Genomic DNA, 19257 nt, shown 5'->3' with positions numbered 1-19257 from the left:
AAGTGGATAATGCGGGGACGACAGCGCATCCTAAAGCTCTTTTCGGCCAAGAAATACCACCTGCTGCTGGAGTGAAGCGGCCACGCTGCTGTGCCCAATGGGAAAGGTATGCCCGCGCCTCAATAGCTAGTAATTGAATACCTGACACTTACGGTTCGTTACGGTTTTTATTGTTGCAGGCTTCCAAAAAAGGAAGTTGCAAACCATAGGGGGAGCGAAAAACGGAAGAAGTGACGCAAAGAAGGGCTATGTCGAACCAAAAAAATGGCAAAATATCCACCAAGCAAACCTAAATACGCTAAGATTTAAAACCTAGCAATCGACCTGCGGATTTAAGGTAATATACTAAATGTCTAGGAAAAGAAAGTGACCGATGAATAATAAAATCACCCCTTTCATTCTACCGTAACAATAAAGAAAAGCCGTCCTGCCAAAAAATCGTATTCTTATATTGAACCAAGTTTAATCCTTACCATATACAAATACAAGGAATATGCCCATGATTGAATCTCTTTGTTCAGCGGATAGAATGTAATTCAATAAGGAGCAGATGTAGTTTCTACTTTCTCTTTTCCCTTGATGCAGTGATAGCGGTTAAGGGCAAACGAAAAGCCCTCCGAAGAGGGCTTTTTGAAATCGTATCTAAGACTGAAGTTAAACAACCAACTTGTCCTTAATCTCTTTTGCAAGTTCTTGCTTGTCGTTGAACCATTCAGCAACACCATAGAATCTACCTCTAATGCCATCAACAGCATAGGTTCTAAGAACCTTCTCTTGGTTAAGCATGCGAGTAAGGATGCTCGAGAGTGACATTCTCACTTTCTGCTTCTCATCATCAGGAACTTCAAACTCATCGTAGGCTGCTTGAATAATCTCATTGGCCAACATTACAGTTTCTTTGTTCTTAATGGTAGTTAGAATAAAATCGGACCACTTTACTTTTTTCTTCTTGCGGCGATTTTTCTTCTTCTTTTGGTTCACATCAGCCTCATTAATGGCTTCAGTGCGATTTTGTTTTGTAAAAGTAACTGGCATCTCTTCTGTGAGAATATCCGAAACATCAGTACCCAGGTGTCCAAGAATAGCTTGGATTTGACGAACCCGTGCGTGACTTTTCTCTAATTCACTAAGACAAAATGCTTTGAAATCAGCTACTTCATTGTCGGAGAGGACGATTTTTTTCATAGCGTTTTTTTTGATATTATAAATCAGCGGTCTTGTAATATACAAATACAATAACCTCATTACAAATTAAATACTATTTTCTTAAAAATACAACTAAAGTTAACTCAATCTAAATTTATTTATTATATCGGGGGAAATCAAGTCAAAAACAAACACAATTAAAAATCAACAAAAGGAAAAGAATACACATTTTTTCTTTTCTTGCATTAACCTACGGGTTAAACCTTTTTTAGGATAAATACTCCAATCAGTCAACTTAAAACACAACGCAATGAGCCAGAAAATTAAAGAGTTTCGCGAATACAGAACCATGATGAACAAGCGTCTCCTCGCTACTGACAACCTGATTATAAAACGCATTTTTAACCTCGACACCAATACTTACACGGACGGCGCTCTAAGTTCAACAACAAAAGAGATGCTTGGATTGGTTAGTTCAATGGTGCTCCGTTGCGACGATTGTGTTAAATACCATCTCGAAAAATGCTTTGAGCAAGGAGTTACCAAACCGGAAATTCTGGAGATTTTTGCCGTGGCCAATCTTGTAGGAGGAACAATCGTAATTCCTCACACCCGAAGGGCTTTGGAGTTTTGGGAAGAATTAGAAAGTACAATTGAGAAATAATAATCCTACCTATATGAATTTAAAAGCAATTACTACGCTTGTGCTCCTCGTATTGTGTAGCCAAGTAAAGGCAGAAGAGCCACGCTGGATGAGGTACCCGACCATTTCTCCCGATGGCACAACCATCGCATTTACTTACAAAGGGGATATATTCACAATACCCACAACCGGCGGTGTTGCCAAACAAATTACCACCAATCCAGCCTACGACTTCCAACCTGTATGGTCGCCAAACGGGAAAACTATTGCGTTTTCCTCCAACCGGTTTGGCAGTTTTGACATCTTTGTGATGGCAGCGAATGGTGGCACGCCCACACGACTCACTTTCCTTTCAAAAAACGAAACGCCAACCTGTTTTGCTCCCGATGGCAATTCAGTATTGTTCACCGGGCAAATTGCCGATAGTCCAAGTAACGTTCAATTTCCCAGCGCGGCACTTTCCGAACTGTATTCCGTTCCCATTTCTGGAGGAAGATATACTCAGATCCTCACTACTCCCGCCGAACTGGCTCAGTACAGCAAGGATGGCAGCAAAATTATCTACCAAGATTTGAAGGGTTACGAAAATGCCTGGCGCAAACACCACACCTCCTCCGTTGCTCGCGACATTTGGATTTACGACATTAAAACACAAAAACACACAAAGGTTACGGATTTCAACGGTGAAGATCGTAATCCAATACTTACCTCAACCCCCAACAAGTATTATTACTTGACCGAACGAGCAGGATCATTCAACGTTTTTGAAGGCAACTTAGCTGCCACCAGCGAACCAAAACAACTCTCCTTTCATACCAAGAACCCCGTTCGATTCCTTTCCGTTGCAAACGACGAAACCCTTTGCTATGGCTACAACGGCGATATCTACACCCTTAAGCCTGGTGGCCAACCAACCAAGATTTCAGTAATTCTTCATACCGACCAAGTAGAACCTCCAGTAGAATACGCCGACATTAGCTCCGAAGCTACGGAAATGACCGTTGCCAAGTCGGGGAAAGAGGTTGCCCTTGTTGTTCGCGGCGATATTTACGTTACCAGCAGCGATTACAGCACCACCCGACGCATAACCAACACTCCCGAACAAGAGCGTTCGGTTAGCTTTAGCCCCGACGGAAGAACCCTTCTTTATGCCGGCGAGCGAAACAACAGCTGGAACCTCTACAAAACTACTATCATTAATAAAGACGAACCACTGTTCGCTGTTTCTACCCTACTCAAAGAAGAGCCTGTCTTAGAATCGGACCAGGAATCCTTCCAACCCCAATTCTCCCCCAATGGGAAAGAGGTTGCCTTTCTCGAGAACAGAACCACATTAAGAGTCATCAACCTCGAAAACAAGGCAGTAAGAACGATTCTTGATGGAAAATACAACTATAGTTACTCCGATGGCGATCAATACTACGAATGGTCTCCAGATGGAAAATGGTTTCTGGTTAAGTACTTTGAGAGCGGCCGATGGACCTCCACCGATGCAGGATTGGTGCCAGCAGATGGAAGTGGAAAAATCGTTAACCTTACCCACAGTGGATATTCCGATGCCAACCCACAATGGGCAATGGGCGGAAAGGCTATGATTTGGTTCTCCGACCGAGCTGGCTTACGTAGCCATGGAAGTTGGGGTTCTCAGGAGGATGTATACGCTATGTTCTTTACCCTAGAGGCAATGGAAGAGTTTAATCTCTCCAAAGAAGATTACGCGTTGCTAAAAGAGAAAAAGAAAACCGATAAAGAGGAAAAGGAAAAAGCAGAGAAGGCCGAAAAAGATAAGACAAAGGCAAAAAAAGGCAAGTCGAAGAAAGATGAGGCGAAACCTGAAGTAAAAAAACCAGAATTCGAACCGATAGTTATTCAATTCGACGGCTTGGATGAAAGGGTGAAGCGGCTTACCATTAATTCGGCCGATATTTCAGGCGCACTTTTAGCCCCCGAGGGTGATAAACTTTACTACCTAGCTCGCTTCGAAGGTGGCTTCGACCTTTGGGTAAACGATTTCCGCGAAAACGAGACTAAGTTGGTCGCCAAGATTAAAGGAAATAACAGCAACCTTACCATGGACAAGGAGGGCAAAAATCTATTCTTCCTGTCGAGTGGAAAAATTCAGAAGGTAGAAATCTCCACTGGAAAGATTACACCTACAAGTTTCAAGGCGCAGCAAGAACTAAAACCAGCAGAAGAGAGAGCATATCTATTTGAACATGTATGGAGACAAGCGAAGGACAAATTCTATGATCCAAACCTCCACGGAGTCGATTGGGTTTACTATAAAGAAAACTACAAGCAATTTCTGCCTCATATCAACAACAACTTCGACTTTTCTGAAATGCTTTCGGAGTTGCTGGGTGAACTCAACGCCTCACATACGGGCTCAGGCTATCGTTTCACCCCCGAAAATGGTGAACCCACTGCCTCGATTGGCGCGTTCTTCGACATAAACTACACCGGCGATGGGTTAAAAGTGGCAGAGGTCATCGAGCAGGGACCGCTTTCGCTTACCAAGGAAAAAGTTACTCCGGGCACTATCATCGAAAAGATCGATGGCAATGTCATAAAGGCTGGCGACGATTTTTACAAACTGCTAAACCGCAAAGTGGGCACTAACATTCTTATTTCCCTAATGAATCCAACTACAGGAAAGCGCTGGGAAGAGAAAGTAAAATCCATTTCCAACGGTGTCGAAAACGAGTTGCTATACAAGCGTTGGGTGAAGAGCCGCGAAGCCGCCGTTGAGAAACTCTCGGGTGGTCGCTTAGGCTACGTGCACGTAAAGGGCATGGATAGCCAGAGCTTTAGGACTATTTACTCCAATATTTTTGGAAAGTATAACGATAAAGAAGCCCTTATTGTGGACACCCGTTTCAATGGTGGTGGTTGGCTCCATGACGACTTGGCTACCCTACTCAGTGGCCGAAAGTATGCCACCTTCGAACCAAGAGGGCAATATGTAGGCCAAGAGTCAACGAATAAGTGGTGTAAACCTTCAGTCGTTATTATGAACGAAGGGAACTATAGCGATGCTCATGGTTTTCCATTCACCTACAACGCACTGGGGATAGGCAAGTTGATTGGTATGCCTGTTGCAGGAACCATGACCGCCGTTTGGTGGGAAACACTCCAAGACCCAACTCTCTACTTTGGTATTCCTGAGATGGGCGTAAAAGACCTCAATGGCCAATACCTTGAGAATAAAGAACTCAAACCAGATGTTCTAATGCCAAATCTTCCTGAAGATATGACCAACGGTATCGACAGCCAGCTTAAGGCCGCAGTGGATGAGTTGCTAAAAGAACTCGATAGTAAAAAATAATCAGTATGATAAACAAAATGATCACTGCAGTGGTTGGGGCTCTTATGAGCCTCAGCTGCTTTGCTCAGGATACAAATCCACTATGGATGAGGTATCCGGCAATTTCGCCCGATGGATCAACCATTGTGTTCTCCTTCAAAGGTGACTTGTATACGATAGCAACCAAAGGAGGGCCGGCAACAGCCCTCACCACAAATCCAGCCTACGATTTCAATCCAGTATGGTCGGCCGACAGCAAAACTATTGCCTTTGCTTCCGATCGATTTGGCAATATGGATGTATTTATAGTGCCAACTGAAGGCGGAACGCCCAAAAGGCTCACCACCAGCCCTTCGGAAGATATCCCATTTACCTTTTCGCCAGATGGCAAACAGGTAATATTTGGGGCAACTATTCAGGATCCGGCTAATAGTGCCATGTTCCCTGCCCGCTACCTACCCGAACTCTACTCGGTCGCACTCGATCAAAATAGACCTGTCCAGCTACTTGCAGTTTCAGCAGAAAACGTAATGTATGCCGACAACGGAAAGATGCTTCTGTATAACGATATTAAAGGTCAGGAGAACGATTGGCGGAAACACCACACTTCCAGCGTAACCCGAGACTTGTGGAGCCATACCTTTGCCACAAATCAGTATAAGAAACTCACACAGAATCCGGCCGAAGATCGTCAGCCAATTGCGGTTGGGGAAAATGTATTCTTTCTGAGTGAGCGTTCCGGAACGATGAACGTTTGGTCATTTCCTTTGAATGCTCCCGAAAAGACCACTCAGGTAACCTCTTTTGAGAAAAACCCAGTTCGATTCCTTTCGGCAACCAACAATGGAATACTGTGCTATGGCTACCGCGGCGAAATTTATACACAGCAACCCGGTGGCACTCCATCTAAAGTAGGCGTAACCATTGCAACCGATGCCAGTGAGAATGATATTGAAGCCTTAAAACTTTCAAACGGGGCTTCCGAGGCAGCGGTTTCAAGCGATGGCAAGGAAATTGCCCTGATTATTCGAGGTGAGGTTTTCGTTACCTCATCCGATTACGCCACAACCAAACGAATTACCGAAACAGCGGAACAAGAGCGGTCGGTAAGTTTCAGCCCCGATGGTAAGACGCTTGTTTACGCGAGCGAACGCAACGGAAGTTGGAACATCTACCTTGCTAAGCGGGAAAGAACAGGCGAACCAAATTTTGCGACCGCCACACTCATCACCGAGGAGCCCCTACTGGAGACAAAGGAAGAAACGTTCTTTCCAAAATTTTCACCCGATGGTAAGGAGGTAGCCTTTCTCGAGAGCAGAACCAAGTTGAAGGTTATTAACCTTGCTTCCAAAAAAGTAAGAGAGATTACCGATGGTTCGAAGACCTTTAGCTACAGCGATGGCGATGTTGATTATAACTGGTCGCCTGATAGCAAATGGTTCGCAATATCTTACAACGATAAGATGCGTCATCCCCACACCGATATTGGAATAGTTAGCGCCGAGGGAGGAAAAGCAGCCATCAACATTACCGAAAGCGGCTACTCCGAAACAAACCCCAGTTGGGTTATGAAGGGCGATGCAATTATTTGGCTTTCAGAACGAGAAGGCATGGTTAGTCAAGCTGGCTGGGGTGCTCAACGTGATGTTTATGCGTTCTTCATAAACCAAAAGGCTTTCGACCGCTTCATGCTCTCCAAGGAAGATTACGACCTGCTCAAGGATCAAGAGAAGAAGGATACCGATGCCAAAAAGAAAGATGCTGCAAAGGATGATAGCACCAAGGGAACAAAAAAGACAGAACCCCTTAATATAGACTTCTCTAGCACTGAGGATCGCATCGTTAGACTTACCATTAACTCCTCCGATATTTCTGACGCCATCCTTTCCAACGATGGGGAAAAACTATTTTACCTCACAAAATTTGAGGGAGGATACGACTTATGGGCAACCGATATCCGAAAGAAAGAGACTAAGGTAATGGTGAAGTTAAACGGCCGTGGAGGTAGCCTTGCCCTCGATAAAGAAGGCAAAAACCTCTTCGTGCTTTCGGGCAACTCTTCCTCCAAAATCGAAATATCTTCGGAAAAGAAAACCGCCATAAGCTATAGTGCAGACATGACCATAAACCATCCCAAGGAGATGGATTACATGTTCAACCACATTGGCCGCCAAGTGGAGGAGAAATTTTTCCGAATCGACCTTCAGGGCGTGGACTGGAAATACTACAAAAATGAATACCGCAAATTCTTACCCTACATCAACAACAACTACGATTTTGCAGAGATGCTCTCGGAGATGCTGGGTGAGTTGAACTGTTCCCACTCTGGCTCGGGCTATAGGGCAAACGATCCTTCCGGCGACAAGATTGCCTCACTCGGGCTCATTTACGACCTCAACTACAGAGGAGCAGGAATGCGCGTTGCTGAAGTTCTTGCAAAAGGACCCTTTAAAAAGGCAGAATCCAAAATCACAGCCGGCTGTATTGTCGAGAAAATAAATGGCCTTTCCATTGCAGAAGGTCAAGACCTAAGCCCGCTGCTCAACCGAAAGAATGGACAAAAAACCCTGATATCCATTCGCGATCCTAAAACCGGAAGCCAATGGGATGAGGTAATTGAGCCGATTTCGACCGCCCAAGAAAGTGAACTTCTTTACCAGCGATGGGTAAACAACCGCAAGCATGAAGTTGATAGCCTTTCCAAAGGCCGATTAGGATACGTGCATATTAGAGGTATGAATGAGCCCAGCTATAGAACAACCTATTCCGACGTTTTTGGCAAATACAATAACCGCGAAGGTATTGTAATCGACACCCGCTATAACGGGGGCGGACACCTCCACGAAGACATTGAAGTGCTCTTTAGTGGAAAGAAATACCTCGATCAAGTTCCGCGAGGCCAAAAAATCGGAGAACAACCCCGCAAGCGCTGGAAAAAGCCATCCATCATGCTCATTAGTGAATCCAATTACTCCAACGCCCACGGAACCCCTTGGGTATACCAAAAGATGGGGATTGGAAAACTGGTAGGAATGCCGGTTCCCGGTACCATGAGTAGCGTTTGGTGGGAAACTCTCCAAGATCCCACGCTATATTTTGGCATTCCCGTGGTTGGTTACATCGATGATAATGGCAAATTTCTCGAGAACCAGCAACTGGAGCCCGACTTTAAAGTTGCGAATGATCCATCCGTAATAGTATCAGGAAAAGATCAGCAAATTGTTAAAGCGGTAGAAGAACTACTACGCCAAATAGACCAAAAGAAAAAATAATTGTATTGTAACCAAAAAAAGCCGGCTGAAAACAGCTGGCTTTTTTTGTAATTCGATACGGTTTGAATTATTCTCTATACAAAACTATAAAATTCAAGCATATAAAAGAAATTGTCATCTGGAAACTAGATGGTTTTCCAACTTTCGGATCGGTTATAAGAGCCAGATTGCCATACATCATAAAAAATCACTACACAAAAAAAAAATTAAACCTTCGTTTTAAAAATATTTTTGATGAACAGTTATGTCCATATTGATTACAGTGCAAACGATTGAGAAGTAGTATTTATCAGAAAAAAGCCGCCTGTTTTTGAACAAAATAAAAAATATGAAAATATTTATGCCATTTAGAGAACAACGCATTGATAATTCGTATATTTTTGCATCGTGATTTTCAAACCTTCAAACCTTAACTTTTAAAAATTAACAAGATGAAAAGATTTGCACAACTGCTAATGATTGCCGGAATGGTTTCTATGTTTGCTTGCAGCTCTAACACTGCAACTACCGAGGTTGCTGTTGACTCAACTGTAATGGTTGATACCAACACTGTTGTTGATACTACCGCTGTTGACACAACTGTTGTTGCTCAGTAATTAACACCATTCTGAAAAGAATTAAAAGACCTGCCTCCTTGGCAGGTCTTTTCATTTCTATATAAAAGAGTATAATCCGCTTATTTCAGGATTAAGCACAACACAAAATCAGAAACAACTGAAATAATCTCCATTTAAAAAATCGGAGCAACACCTAGAGCCAAAATAAAAAAACCTGCCGAAGCAGGTTTCTATATTTAGCTGTTAGGATTCAACTTTAAGGCAAGTTCCTTTAGTTGCAGTTCCGAAATCGACGATGGTGAATCGGCCATCAAATCTCGTCCCGAATTATTCTTGGGGAAAGCGATATAATCTCGAATGGAGTCGGATCCACCAAAGATGGCGCACCACCTGTCAAATCCGAAAGCAATACCACCATGGGGCGGTGCACCGTAACGGAAAGCGTTAATGATAAATCCAAACTGATTCTCGGCCTCCTTTTCGGTAAACCCAAGCTGTTTAAACATTAACCGCTGGAGTTCCGAGTCGTGAATACGAATGGACCCGCCACCAATCTCGACACCATTCACTACAAAGTCGTAAGCATTTGCCCTCACTTTTCCCGGATCGGATTCAAAGAGATGGATATCCTCGAGTTTTGGTGAAGTAAATGGGTGGTGCATGGCATAGAATCGCTTGGTTTCCTCATCCCACTCAAACAAAGGAAAGTCAACAACCCACATTGGAGCAAACACATCCTTCGGCCTTAAATCCAAACGGTTTCCCATCTCAAGACGAAGATCTCCAAGAGCACTAAGCATTTTATTTCGAGCACCAGTGAGCACGAGCAAAAGGTCGCCCTTTTTTCCGCCAAGGTGCTTAAACCAACCTTCAAGATCCTCCTGACTGTAAAATTTATCCACCGACGACTTAATGGTGCCATCGCTCTGCCATTTAGCGTAAATAAGCCCCTTCGCTCCCACCTGCGGACGCTGAACCCACAAGGTGAGTTCGTCGAGCTGTTTGCGGCTATATTCACCACAATTGGGAGCACAGATGCCACCCACAAACTCAGCTTCATCTACAACCTTAAAATCTTTTCCACGAGCCAAGCTTCCCAAGTCGTGAATTTCCATGCCAAAGCGAATATCAGGCTTATCGGAACCATACCTCTCCATAGCCACAGCATAAGTCATGCGAGGAAAAGCATAGTCGATATCAACCCCTTTTACTACTTTAAACAGGTGCTTAGCCATTCCCTCAAAGGTGTTCAACACATCCTCCTGCTCCACAAATGCCATTTCGCAGTCGATCTGTGTAAACTCAGGTTGACGATCGGCGCGAAGGTCCTCGTCGCGGAAGCAGCGTACAATCTGGAAATAGCGGTCGAAACCAGAAACCATGAGCAGCTGCTTAAAGCTTTGAGGCGATTGTGGTAGCGCATAAAACTCACCTTGGTTCATGCGGGATGGAACCACAAAGTCACGAGCACCCTCCGGAGTGGACTTGATCAAGTATGGTGTTTCTATTTCAATAAAGTTGATCTGATCAAGGTAATGCCTGACTTCCTGAGCCATACGATGCCTCAAGGCCATTGCCTTTTGAAGTGGGTTTCTTCGAAGATCAAGGTAGCGATACTTCATCCGAATTTCATCTCCACCATCCGATTCGTCCTCAATGGTAAACGGAGGCACTTCAGATTTATGTAGAATTTTCAGTTCGTCCAGCTGAATCTCGATGTTCCCGGTTGCCATTTTGGCGTTTTTATTGGAACGTTCTACAACGATTCCCGTGGCTTGAATTACAAACTCACGACCCAACGACTCTGTAATATTCTTTACCTCTGCAGAAGCATTCTCGCCGCACACCAGCTGGGTAATGCCATAGCGATCGCGAAGATCGACAAAAGTCATACCACCGAGGCGCCGAACACGTTGAACCCAACCGCTAAGCTTAACGGATTGCCCTTTCTGAGTAAGGTTCAACTCACCACATGTATGTGTCCTATACATTTCTCATTTATTTGTTACTTTGCGAAAGTAACACAAAAATTGCAACCTCATGTTTGAGTAACTTCAAAATATTACAGAGCAAGCAGCCTCGTGGCAACTATCACCCCCACAAATTCAATAAAATTAATAGCAAAAGACGGTTTTATTGTCTTCCCTGTAATGGGAAAATATGATGATAAATCACAGAGGAAACCTGCTTCACCCAACTAATTTTTTTTCATGACTATAGCAGAAGAGATCAGTAGAGACGAACAATTTATGGCTGAGGCATTCAAAGAAGCCGAAAAAGCCTTGGCTCGCGACGAAGTCCCGATAGGGGCAGTAGTGGTAATTAGAGGACAGGTTGTTGCCCGTGCTCACAATCTAACAGAGGCACTTAGCGATCCTACGGCCCACGCCGAGATGCAAGTAATTACAGCGGCAACTTCATCACTAGGAGGGAAATACCTTGGGGATGCAACCCTCTATGTAACCGTTGAGCCTTGCCCCATGTGCGCAGCGGCCCTGTACTGGGCACAACTCGGCCGTTTGGTTTATGCTGCCGGTGATCCCAAGCGGGGTTACACGCTGGTTACCCCCAACCTGCTCCACCCAAAAACAGAAGTTTCTTATGGAATTTTAGCCCCTAGAGCATCCAAGATGATGAAGGCTTTCTTTCACAAAAAACGTTAATTAAACCTCTAATTTCGATTCAAATTCTGTTTTTTCAGAATTCTTTGTAAATTGTGGCCGAAAGATAAATTTTATAAGGTTTATAATAGACCCATAACGTAAGCCATAAATCGACAATAACAATAACAACTATAAAACTATGAAGAAGAAATTATTTCGATCGTTAACTCTAGCCGCAGCGGCAATTCTATTAAGTGTAAGTGTGGCCACAGCCCAAACAGCCAAGGAAGCAGTTGAGGCATTCAACTTAGGTGTTAACGCTAATCAAGAAAAAAACTACCCGGTAGCACTTACCCAGTTTCTCAAAGCCATTGAAATTAGCGACCAAGTGGGTGCCGAAGCCGAAAATATTAAGGTTCAAGCCGAAGGAGTAGTTCCTAGCGTTCAATTCAACATTGGCATGGGTCTCTACAACCAAAAGAAAATGGAGGAGTCAATTACAGCAATGGAAAAAGCTAAAGATTTCGCCATTAAATACAAGGATGAGAAAACTCAGAAAAAGGTTGAAAAGGTAATCCCTCAGTTCTACAACTTCCTTGGAAATGCCTCGCTACGCGATGGTCAAAATGAAAAAGCCATTGAAAACTACGGTAAGGCTGTTGCACTGGATCCAAACTATGCTAAGAGCTACCTTGGAATCGGATTAGCAAACGTGAAGTTAGGCAACCTCGAAAAGGCTCTTGAGTCTTTCGATAAAACAATTGAGGTTGGAACTGCTACAAATAAAATGGATGAGGTTAAGGATGCGCAGGTTTCTGCTCGCGACAATTCTCTAGTAAAGGCAGTTGCCGAACAAAAGAATGAAAACCATGCAGACGCTTGCAAGTATTTCGCCCTTGCTCTCAAATACGATGACAAGAACACTGACGCATACCTTGGTTATGCCATTTCGGCCAACAAACTTTTGAAGTTTGACGAGGCAATTGAGTCCATCAACAAGGCGTTACCATTAGTAGAAACAAGCAGCGAAAGCATCAAGGCTGGTTACTACTTCCATTTGGCTGCAGCCTATGTTGGTAAATCAGACAATGCTAGCGCGTGTGCTGCATACAAAAAAGCCTCTTTTGGCACCTATAAAGAAGCCTCCGAGTATCAAATCAAGGAAGTGCTTAAATGCCAATAAAATTCTTTCATAAGAATAGAGAAAGAGGTCGGATTCATTCCGGCCTTTTTTATTGCCCTCCAAATAATTAACTTTGCCCGCTCAATTCAATTATCGAAAATGAATCCAATTATTAACTACCGTATAATTTTCTCCGATATCGACGGTACCATTCTAAACGAACAGAAGGATATCTCCGAACAGACCATTGCGGTAGCACATCAACTCTTCGAGCAAAAGAATATTCCCACTGTGCTCATATCGGCAAGGATGCCTGCAGCCATTAAGCATTTAAGCGAGAAACTTTGCCCATCGGCACCCTTAATTGCCTACAACGGGGCTCTAATTATTCAACATACTAACGGCGAGAACATAATTCTTCACTCCAAAACATTCCCATCAGAGGTAGCCAGATACGCCATTGAACAAAGCCTAACGGAGGGTTTTCATGTGGGGCTATACTACCAAGACCGATGGATAGTAAACGGCAACGACAGCTGGACTCAACACGAGATTTACAGCACCAAAATTCATCCCGAAATTATTGATGGAAACACAATGCTTTCGCTAATAGACTCTGAAGTTCCAAACCTTCAAAAGTTGATGGTGATGGCCCCTTCGGTGACAATCGATAAATTCGCTAAACTTATTACCGAAAAGTTTAGCGATGTTGCCACTGTATACCGGAGTGCCGACACCTACCTTGAGGTTACCCCTTCGGGATGTGACAAACGGCAAGGGGTAGAAACCCTTTTGGCCAACCTCGCTATTGAGCCGTTCCAGGCCATAGCTTTTGGCGACAACTACAACGACCTAGAGATGATTAAATTTGTGGGCATGGGAGTAGCTGTAGAAAATGCTCGTGAAACGGTGAAGGCCGCAGCCAACATGATGACCGGCCAAGGAACCAAAGACGGAGTGGCCAAGGCATTAAAGCATATTTTCGAACTGTAAAAAGAGACCAATGGCCATAATCCCACTCGAGCTGCTGGCTCCTGCTAAAGATTACCAAACCGGTGTGGCTGCCATTAATTGCGGTGCCGACGCGGTATACATCGGCGGACCAAAGTTCGGTGCTAGAGCTGCCGTAGGTAACTCTATTGCCGATATTGAAAAATTGGCCACCTATGCTCACCGATATTCCTCTAAGGTTTATCTTGTCATAAATACGCTACTCTACGAAAACGAGGTAGCGCAAGCCGTTGCCCTTGCCCATCAGGCGTGGAATTCGGGCATCGATGCGCTAATCATTCAGGACTTTGGCCTGTTGGAAACCGCTCTACCTCCCATCCCTCTTTTTGCCAGCACCCAAACAAATAACACCACCCCCGAAAAGGGTAAGTTCCTTGAGAACGCAGGTTTCTCAAGAGTAATTCTAGCGAGGGAACTCAACCTAAAACAAATTGCTGAGATTCGCCAAGCCACATCGGTTCCCCTCGAATCGTTTGTGCATGGAGCACTCTGCGTTTCCTACAGCGGACAATGCTACCTCTCGCAAGCGCTTACAGGCCGTAGCGCCAACCGTGGGGCATGCGCTCAGCCCTGCCGCATGGCATACAACCTTATCGACGATAAGGGTAATCGAATTGAAAAGAATCAACACCTACTTTCGCTGCGGGACCTCAACCTAACCAACCATATCGAAGAGCTTGCCAAAGCAGGCATATCATCCTTTAAAATTGAAGGAAGACTTAAGGACGAAGGTTATGTAAAAAATACCGTAAGGCACTATCGGTCGGTTATTGATAAGATCATTGAAAACAACGAATCCTTCGCTAAGGCCTCCTCCGGAAATCCAACAACCAACTTTACCCCCGATCTCGAACGCTCCTTTAGCCGTGGGTTTACTAACTATTTTCTCGACAGCCGTAAGGAGATGGCCTCGCGTTTTACCCCAAAATCGGTTGGAAAGAGAATTGGATTGGTCACTGGCATAGAGGCTTCCTCCTTTAAGATAAATACCACCGAAAGGTTAAGCAACGGCGATGGCATTTGCTTCTTCGTAAACCAACAACTGCTGGGCACCAACATCAACCAAGTAGAAGGGAATCGTATTTTCCCCAATTCGATGGAGGGGATAACCAAAGGAATTGAAGTCTTTCGAAACTTCGATAAGGCGTTCAACGATTCGCTTTCGCGAGAGGTGTCCCGAAAAGTTAATGCCACCATTACACTGGGAATGGAAAGCGGACTAACCATCACTGCTATCGACGAAGATGGTATTGCAGCGTCAATAACAATCGGTGAAGAGACAACACCCTCCACCAACCCCGAAAAGGCCACGCAGACTTGGATCGATCAGCTCTCCAAAGGTGGTGACTCAATGTTCAACATAAGTGGTGTGTCTATTGAACCTACACCGGCACCATTCCTCCCCGTAGGTAGAATAAACGCACTAAGACGAGAGTTGCTAAATGCGTTAGAAGAACAACGCGTGAAAAATTATTACCGAGAAACAAAGCAGCACATCCCAACACAGCATCCATACCCCGAAAAAGAGCTGATGTTCTCGGGTAACGTGGTAAACAGCTATGCCAGGCGATTTTTCGAGCGGCATGGAAGTAAGGTGCTACAGGACGGGTATGAACTTATCCCTTCCAATGCAGGCGACACCGTAATGACAACGAAATATTGCCTTCGCTACGAGCTGGGCGATTGCCTGAAAGATAGAGCACCAAAAGAAATACAGTTGCCAGCAAAGTTATTCCTTGAGAACAACGGAAAACGCTTAGCGCTAGAGTTTGACTGCCCCCGATGTGAAATGAAGATAAAATTAACATAAGATGAAATTACTTTGCCCCCAAACCAGCTGGAGCGACTACGAAATGGTAGACTCAGGTGGTTACGAAAAGTTGGAACGTTTTGGAAATTACACGGTTCGCCGCCCCGAGCCCCAGGCGCTTTGGGAAAAGGGTCTCTCGGAGGAGGAGTGGAAAAAGTTGGCAAATGCCAGCTTTATACGCACCCAAGGCAAGTTCAACGACGACCGTGGCGACTGGTTTCCTAAGCCCGGCATGCCCGAGCAGTGGAAGATTGCCTACGCCAGCGGTGACCTGAAGTTTACCATGCGATTGGGTCTTACCTCCTTTAAGCATGTTGGGGTATTCCCCGAGCAGGCAGCCAATTGGGATTTTATTTACGAAAAAACCAAGGCCATTACTGGAGAAAAACCGAAGGTGCTTAACCTCTTTGCTTACACAGGCGGGGCAACCCTTGCCGCCTGTGCAGCCGGCGCCGAAACAGTGCACGTAGACTCAATAAAGCAGGTGGTATCGTGGGCGCGAGAGAATATGGAGCTGAGCGGCCTCGATGGCATTCGCTGGATGCTCGACGACGCTCTTAAGTTTGTGGAACGTGAGGTAAGGCGCGGCAGCCAATATAACGGCATTATCCTTGATCCACCGGCCTACGGACGCGGTCCAAATGGCGAACGCTGGGTGCTTGAGGACAATCTCGCTGCAATTCTGGAAGGTTGCAGCAAGTTACTTAAACCAACCAACAGCTTTCTGGTGCTTAACCTATACTCGCTGGGCTACTCATCCATCATTGCCGAGAACTTAGCCAAGCAATACTTCGGTAACCCCAAGCAGCTGGAATACGGCGAACTCTTTATCCCCGACTCGCTCGGCAAGAAACTACCGCTGGGCGTGTTTGCACGCTTCAGCCGATAACAAAAGAAGAGGGGCTTGCGCCCCTCTTTTAAGTTATAATGTTTTACCTTCTGTTAAAATATTGTCAATTATTCCAAGATTTTTCCCTATTTTTCAATAGTTATCTCTCTTGGAGTATTACTTTCAAGCGACCATTTCAACTCCCCATTATACCACAATTTTTGGACCTCCATATAAACGCTACCTCTCCTTCGTATCTCACATTTGATAGTATCAGTTACTTTTTCGTCTAGTTGCAAATAAGTTACTGAATTGACAGTATTGACAGCATTGTTAATGAGATTAGTTGTATCACCACAATAAATTAGTGTATTAACAACGTAACTACCATTTCTTTCTGATTTTTCAACTTTAAATCCCCTCGGCATATCAAGCATTGAGTTAAAAGGGACCTCCACCTTATTTCCATAAGCCATAAAGTAAAGTCTCATTCCACTCGATTTATACGAATCCACCTTGCTACTATCAAGCAAATCGGTTCCGTCATTATCAACGTAATGGACTAATACACCTATGTCAATTAAGGCTTGTTGGGCAACTTTACTTTCGTTTTTTTCACATCCAACAAATAATATTGTTAGAATATAAGATATGAGTATTGTCATTTTGGTTCTCATTTTAGTATAATTTTAAGGGTGAATGTTGGTAATGCAACGATTTTTATACTTAAAGTTGGTGGTAGAACCGTCAGTGAATGTAATGTTAAAATTATTACTGGCAAAATATCCATTATATTGACCATTCCATCCCCAATTCATGTAGAGGTAAACAAATTGCTGAGTTACGGTACCGGATATTTGCTTGTAACACTCCATTATTCTATACCCTTCACAGACCCAAGCATGACCATCCCTATAACTGGTTTGCTCGAAAATCCACCATCCATTAACATCCTTCGTGGCATATCCATCGAAAATGACAGGACGATTGGCACTTATTTCCGTTACAACAGTATTTACATTGTAGACCTGATAGGTGGCAGATGATGAATAGCCAAATTGGCTAACTAATGCATTTCTTGCATCCGATGTTTGCGCACCAGAACCATCTAATGCATAAGACATGCCTACCGAGATACCAACATCCTTCATCAACTTAGCCGTTTCGGATGTACCATAACTATTTGCCATAGTATTCCAAGCATATGTCACTGGGAATTGATGGTATTTCATCACTTGGGCAGTCGCGGTTGCGACACAACCCGTCGGAGGCAACAGTCCATTTATTGGAGTGAGAAATGTATTATAACCAGAACCTTGACCCCATGTTGTTTTCATTAGGGGACCTTTCTCAATGGTTCTAGAGGTAATGTAATCTTGGTTTTCAGGGTCAAGTTCGGGATCATAATCAGGATCTTGCGGCTTAATGTACTTCATCCATTCGCTTTTCACTTCCACGGGAATAATAATATTATCTCCCTTAAGCATTGAAATTTTATCCTTCCGCAACTCAATCCATTCGCGTAACCCTAGAGGTGCATTCTCAATGCTAAAGTTAGTTTCTTCAGAAAACCCTAAGATTGGCATTTCCTTTTGACTTGCAGAAACAATAACAAAACCAGTTGGTGAAAAATTCACAATATACAGAGCAGGCTGATTCAAATCATCAGGAACAATTAACACTTCTTTTACTTGTTTCTCTGTTACGGGTTTGGCCCTTAGCATTCCAACTTCAACTTTTCCAGAGAAAAAGTTAACAGCAACGCTTTTTGCTTCTACAGTGGATATACCTTTCGATAATTTGGCAACAGGTGGGTTAAAATCCTCCTTCTGACAAGATAAGAAGATTCCAGTTGTAAAGAATGAGATTATTAAAACCCATTTCAAAAAAATATTTTTCATTAGCAATTAGTTTAGTTGTTACTAGTTATAATGGGAAGCCCGTTTGCACTAGCAAATTTACCCCCCCCATTTTTTAAAACTAGGATTTATATCATTGGAATATTTGTTAATTAATTGTATATTAATGTGTAACAAACAGTTTGCAATGGCATAACAATTCGAACTGCACCAATTAAATGGCATAGCAAAAAACCGTATAGCATTGTTAAGTAAGGCTGTATGTGTTTTGTAAACTAGGTATAGTAGCGTTCCTTCATGATCGGTCTTGGTTTGGTCAGGAGGTTGCCCTCTACTTATATATGCCAAAACTGCCCATTTCGTGACAAGCTATTTTCAACTATTTGATGAAATATTTTTCAACACGCTCTATTTCAGCATCTCCACAACAGCTAAAAAAGCGGTTTCGGAAATGTTTTTAGCAGGTTTAAACGAACCGGAAATAGCTCCCCGCAATATAAATTTAGAAACTGGTGGAGAAGTAAGTTTCCGAAATCAGATACCTATACAATACTCTAAAGTCCGAATTTCAAAGGAAAAAAAACTCCCACTGGGCGTGTTTGCACGCTTTAGCCGATAACAAAAGAAGAGGGGCTTGCGCCCCTCTTTTTAATATAAAAGCAATCATCACGAACAACCGCTTTGTATCGCATAAGTTAATCTCTAAATCATCGTAAGCCATCCAATAGAACCTCCAACAACCTAAAAAGGGAGTATATTATACCTAAAACAATAGTTTCCTTGATATTTCGGTGATATTGTGCCACTTGTTTCGGTGATATTGTGCCACAAAAAAAGGATGATTTCGTGACCAAATTTATGAATTAATTTGAGTTTTTTTCATCTTGTTTTTTCTCATTGACTCTCCTGTTAATTCAATGCGATGTGAAGAGTGAACCATGCGGTCTAGAATTGCATCGGCAATGGTTCCTTCGCCAATTGTTTCATGCCAGTTTTTTACTGGTATCTGTGCGGCAATGATAATAGAAGTCTTGTCATATTTCTGTTCAACGATATCCATTAGGGCATTTCTTGCAGGATCGTCAAAGGCTGTTAACCCA

Annotated in this window: 14 protein-coding genes; 9 read left to right on the top strand and 5 right to left on the bottom strand. The window is 43.6% G+C overall.

The window, feature by feature from the left end; translation table 11 throughout:
• Positions 1-654 precede the first annotated feature (654 nt).
• The gene (locus BLS65_RS14855) at positions 655-1185 is read right to left on the bottom strand and encodes a hypothetical protein (protein ID WP_092440398.1); all 531 of its coding nucleotides are present in this window, start codon (positions 1183-1185) and stop codon (positions 655-657) included.
• 271 nt (positions 1186-1456) lie between these two features.
• Here BLS65_RS14855 and BLS65_RS14850 point away from each other — a divergent pair, with 271 nt between their 5' ends.
• From BLS65_RS14850 to BLS65_RS18395, 4 genes are all read left to right on the top strand, one after another.
• Complete coding sequence (locus BLS65_RS14850) at positions 1457-1810, top strand: carboxymuconolactone decarboxylase family protein (RefSeq protein WP_092440396.1); 354 nt, start codon at positions 1457-1459, stop codon at positions 1808-1810.
• A gap of 13 nt (positions 1811-1823) precedes the next feature.
• The gene (locus tag BLS65_RS14845) at positions 1824-5114 is read left to right on the top strand and encodes a S41 family peptidase (RefSeq protein ID WP_092440394.1); all 3291 of its coding nucleotides are present in this window, start codon (positions 1824-1826) and stop codon (positions 5112-5114) included.
• Between the two features lie 5 nt (positions 5115-5119).
• Positions 5120-8365, top strand: a complete 3246-nt coding sequence (locus BLS65_RS14840; protein WP_092440392.1) for a S41 family peptidase — start codon at positions 5120-5122, stop codon at positions 8363-8365.
• A 431-nt stretch (positions 8366-8796) separates the two neighbouring features.
• Positions 8797-8961 (top strand): hypothetical protein, encoded by a 165-nt coding sequence (locus BLS65_RS18395; RefSeq protein WP_170830147.1) that lies wholly within the window; start codon positions 8797-8799, stop codon positions 8959-8961.
• A gap of 197 nt (positions 8962-9158) precedes the next feature.
• Here BLS65_RS18395 and aspS read toward each other — a convergent pair whose 3' ends face one another.
• Entirely contained in the window at positions 9159-10913 is a 1755-nt protein-coding gene (gene aspS / locus BLS65_RS14835; RefSeq protein WP_092440390.1) for an aspartate--tRNA ligase, read from the bottom strand.
• A gap of 219 nt (positions 10914-11132) precedes the next feature.
• On the opposite strand from aspS, the gene BLS65_RS14830 reads away from it, so the two are divergent.
• The 5 genes from BLS65_RS14830 to BLS65_RS14810 all read left to right on the top strand — a co-directional run bounded on the left by BLS65_RS14830 (position 11133) and on the right by BLS65_RS14810 (position 16358).
• Positions 11133-11585 carry a nucleoside deaminase gene (locus BLS65_RS14830; protein ID WP_092440388.1) on the top strand — a complete coding sequence of 151 codons (453 nt, stop codon included), beginning with the start codon at positions 11133-11135 and terminating at the stop codon, positions 11583-11585.
• 139 nt (positions 11586-11724) lie between these two features.
• Positions 11725-12708: a tetratricopeptide repeat protein gene (locus BLS65_RS14825; protein ID WP_092440386.1), complete on the top strand. Its 984-nt coding sequence runs from the start codon at positions 11725-11727 to the stop codon at positions 12706-12708.
• 99 nt (positions 12709-12807) lie between these two features.
• Entirely contained in the window at positions 12808-13641 is an 834-nt protein-coding gene (locus tag BLS65_RS14820; RefSeq protein ID WP_092440384.1) for an HAD family hydrolase, read from the top strand.
• A 10-nt stretch (positions 13642-13651) separates the two neighbouring features.
• Positions 13652-15469 (top strand): peptidase U32 family protein, encoded by a 1818-nt coding sequence (locus BLS65_RS14815; protein ID WP_092440382.1) that lies wholly within the window; start codon positions 13652-13654, stop codon positions 15467-15469.
• A 1-nt stretch (position 15470) separates the two neighbouring features.
• On the top strand, positions 15471-16358 hold the full coding sequence (locus BLS65_RS14810) for a class I SAM-dependent methyltransferase (RefSeq protein WP_092440380.1): 888 nt from the start codon (positions 15471-15473) through the stop codon (positions 16356-16358).
• Between the two features lie 86 nt (positions 16359-16444).
• On the opposite strand, the gene BLS65_RS14805 is transcribed toward BLS65_RS14810, so the two are convergent.
• The 3 genes from BLS65_RS14805 to BLS65_RS14790 all read right to left on the bottom strand — a co-directional run.
• The gene (locus BLS65_RS14805; RefSeq protein WP_092440378.1) at positions 16445-16975 is read right to left on the bottom strand and encodes a hypothetical protein; all 531 of its coding nucleotides are present in this window, start codon (positions 16973-16975) and stop codon (positions 16445-16447) included.
• A gap of 12 nt (positions 16976-16987) precedes the next feature.
• Complete coding sequence (locus BLS65_RS14800; protein ID WP_092440376.1) at positions 16988-18199, bottom strand: C10 family peptidase; 1212 nt, start codon at positions 18197-18199, stop codon at positions 16988-16990.
• A gap of 814 nt (positions 18200-19013) precedes the next feature.
• On the bottom strand, positions 19014-19257 hold a 244-nt coding region (locus BLS65_RS14790; RefSeq protein WP_170830146.1), incomplete at its 5' end, for an ATP-binding protein.

Source organism: Williamwhitmania taraxaci, from assembly GCF_900096565.1.
Taxonomy (GTDB): domain Bacteria; phylum Bacteroidota; class Bacteroidia; order Bacteroidales; family Williamwhitmaniaceae; genus Williamwhitmania; species Williamwhitmania taraxaci.
The sequence above is the reverse complement of the archived record's forward strand: the minus strand, read 5'-3'. Positions and strand labels throughout refer to the sequence as shown.

Coding starts and splice junctions, on each gene's coding strand:
- BLS65_RS14855 (WP_092440398.1), bottom strand. CDS start 1,185: ATGAAAAAAATCGTCCTCTCCGACAATGAAGTAGCTGATTTCAAAGCA.
- BLS65_RS14850 (WP_092440396.1), top strand. CDS start 1,457: ATGAGCCAGAAAATTAAAGAGTTTCGCGAATACAGAACCATGATGAAC.
- BLS65_RS14845 (WP_092440394.1), top strand. CDS start 1,824: ATGAATTTAAAAGCAATTACTACGCTTGTGCTCCTCGTATTGTGTAGC.
- BLS65_RS14840 (WP_092440392.1), top strand. CDS start 5,120: ATGATAAACAAAATGATCACTGCAGTGGTTGGGGCTCTTATGAGCCTC.
- BLS65_RS18395 (WP_170830147.1), top strand. CDS start 8,797: ATGAAAAGATTTGCACAACTGCTAATGATTGCCGGAATGGTTTCTATG.
- aspS (WP_092440390.1), bottom strand. CDS start 10,913: ATGTATAGGACACATACATGTGGTGAGTTGAACCTTACTCAGAAAGGG.
- BLS65_RS14830 (WP_092440388.1), top strand. CDS start 11,133: ATGACTATAGCAGAAGAGATCAGTAGAGACGAACAATTTATGGCTGAG.
- BLS65_RS14825 (WP_092440386.1), top strand. CDS start 11,725: ATGAAGAAGAAATTATTTCGATCGTTAACTCTAGCCGCAGCGGCAATT.
- BLS65_RS14820 (WP_092440384.1), top strand. CDS start 12,808: ATGAATCCAATTATTAACTACCGTATAATTTTCTCCGATATCGACGGT.
- BLS65_RS14815 (WP_092440382.1), top strand. CDS start 13,652: ATGGCCATAATCCCACTCGAGCTGCTGGCTCCTGCTAAAGATTACCAA.
- BLS65_RS14810 (WP_092440380.1), top strand. CDS start 15,471: ATGAAATTACTTTGCCCCCAAACCAGCTGGAGCGACTACGAAATGGTA.
- BLS65_RS14805 (WP_092440378.1), bottom strand. CDS start 16,975: ATGAGAACCAAAATGACAATACTCATATCTTATATTCTAACAATATTA.
- BLS65_RS14800 (WP_092440376.1), bottom strand. CDS start 18,199: ATGAAAAATATTTTTTTGAAATGGGTTTTAATAATCTCATTCTTTACA.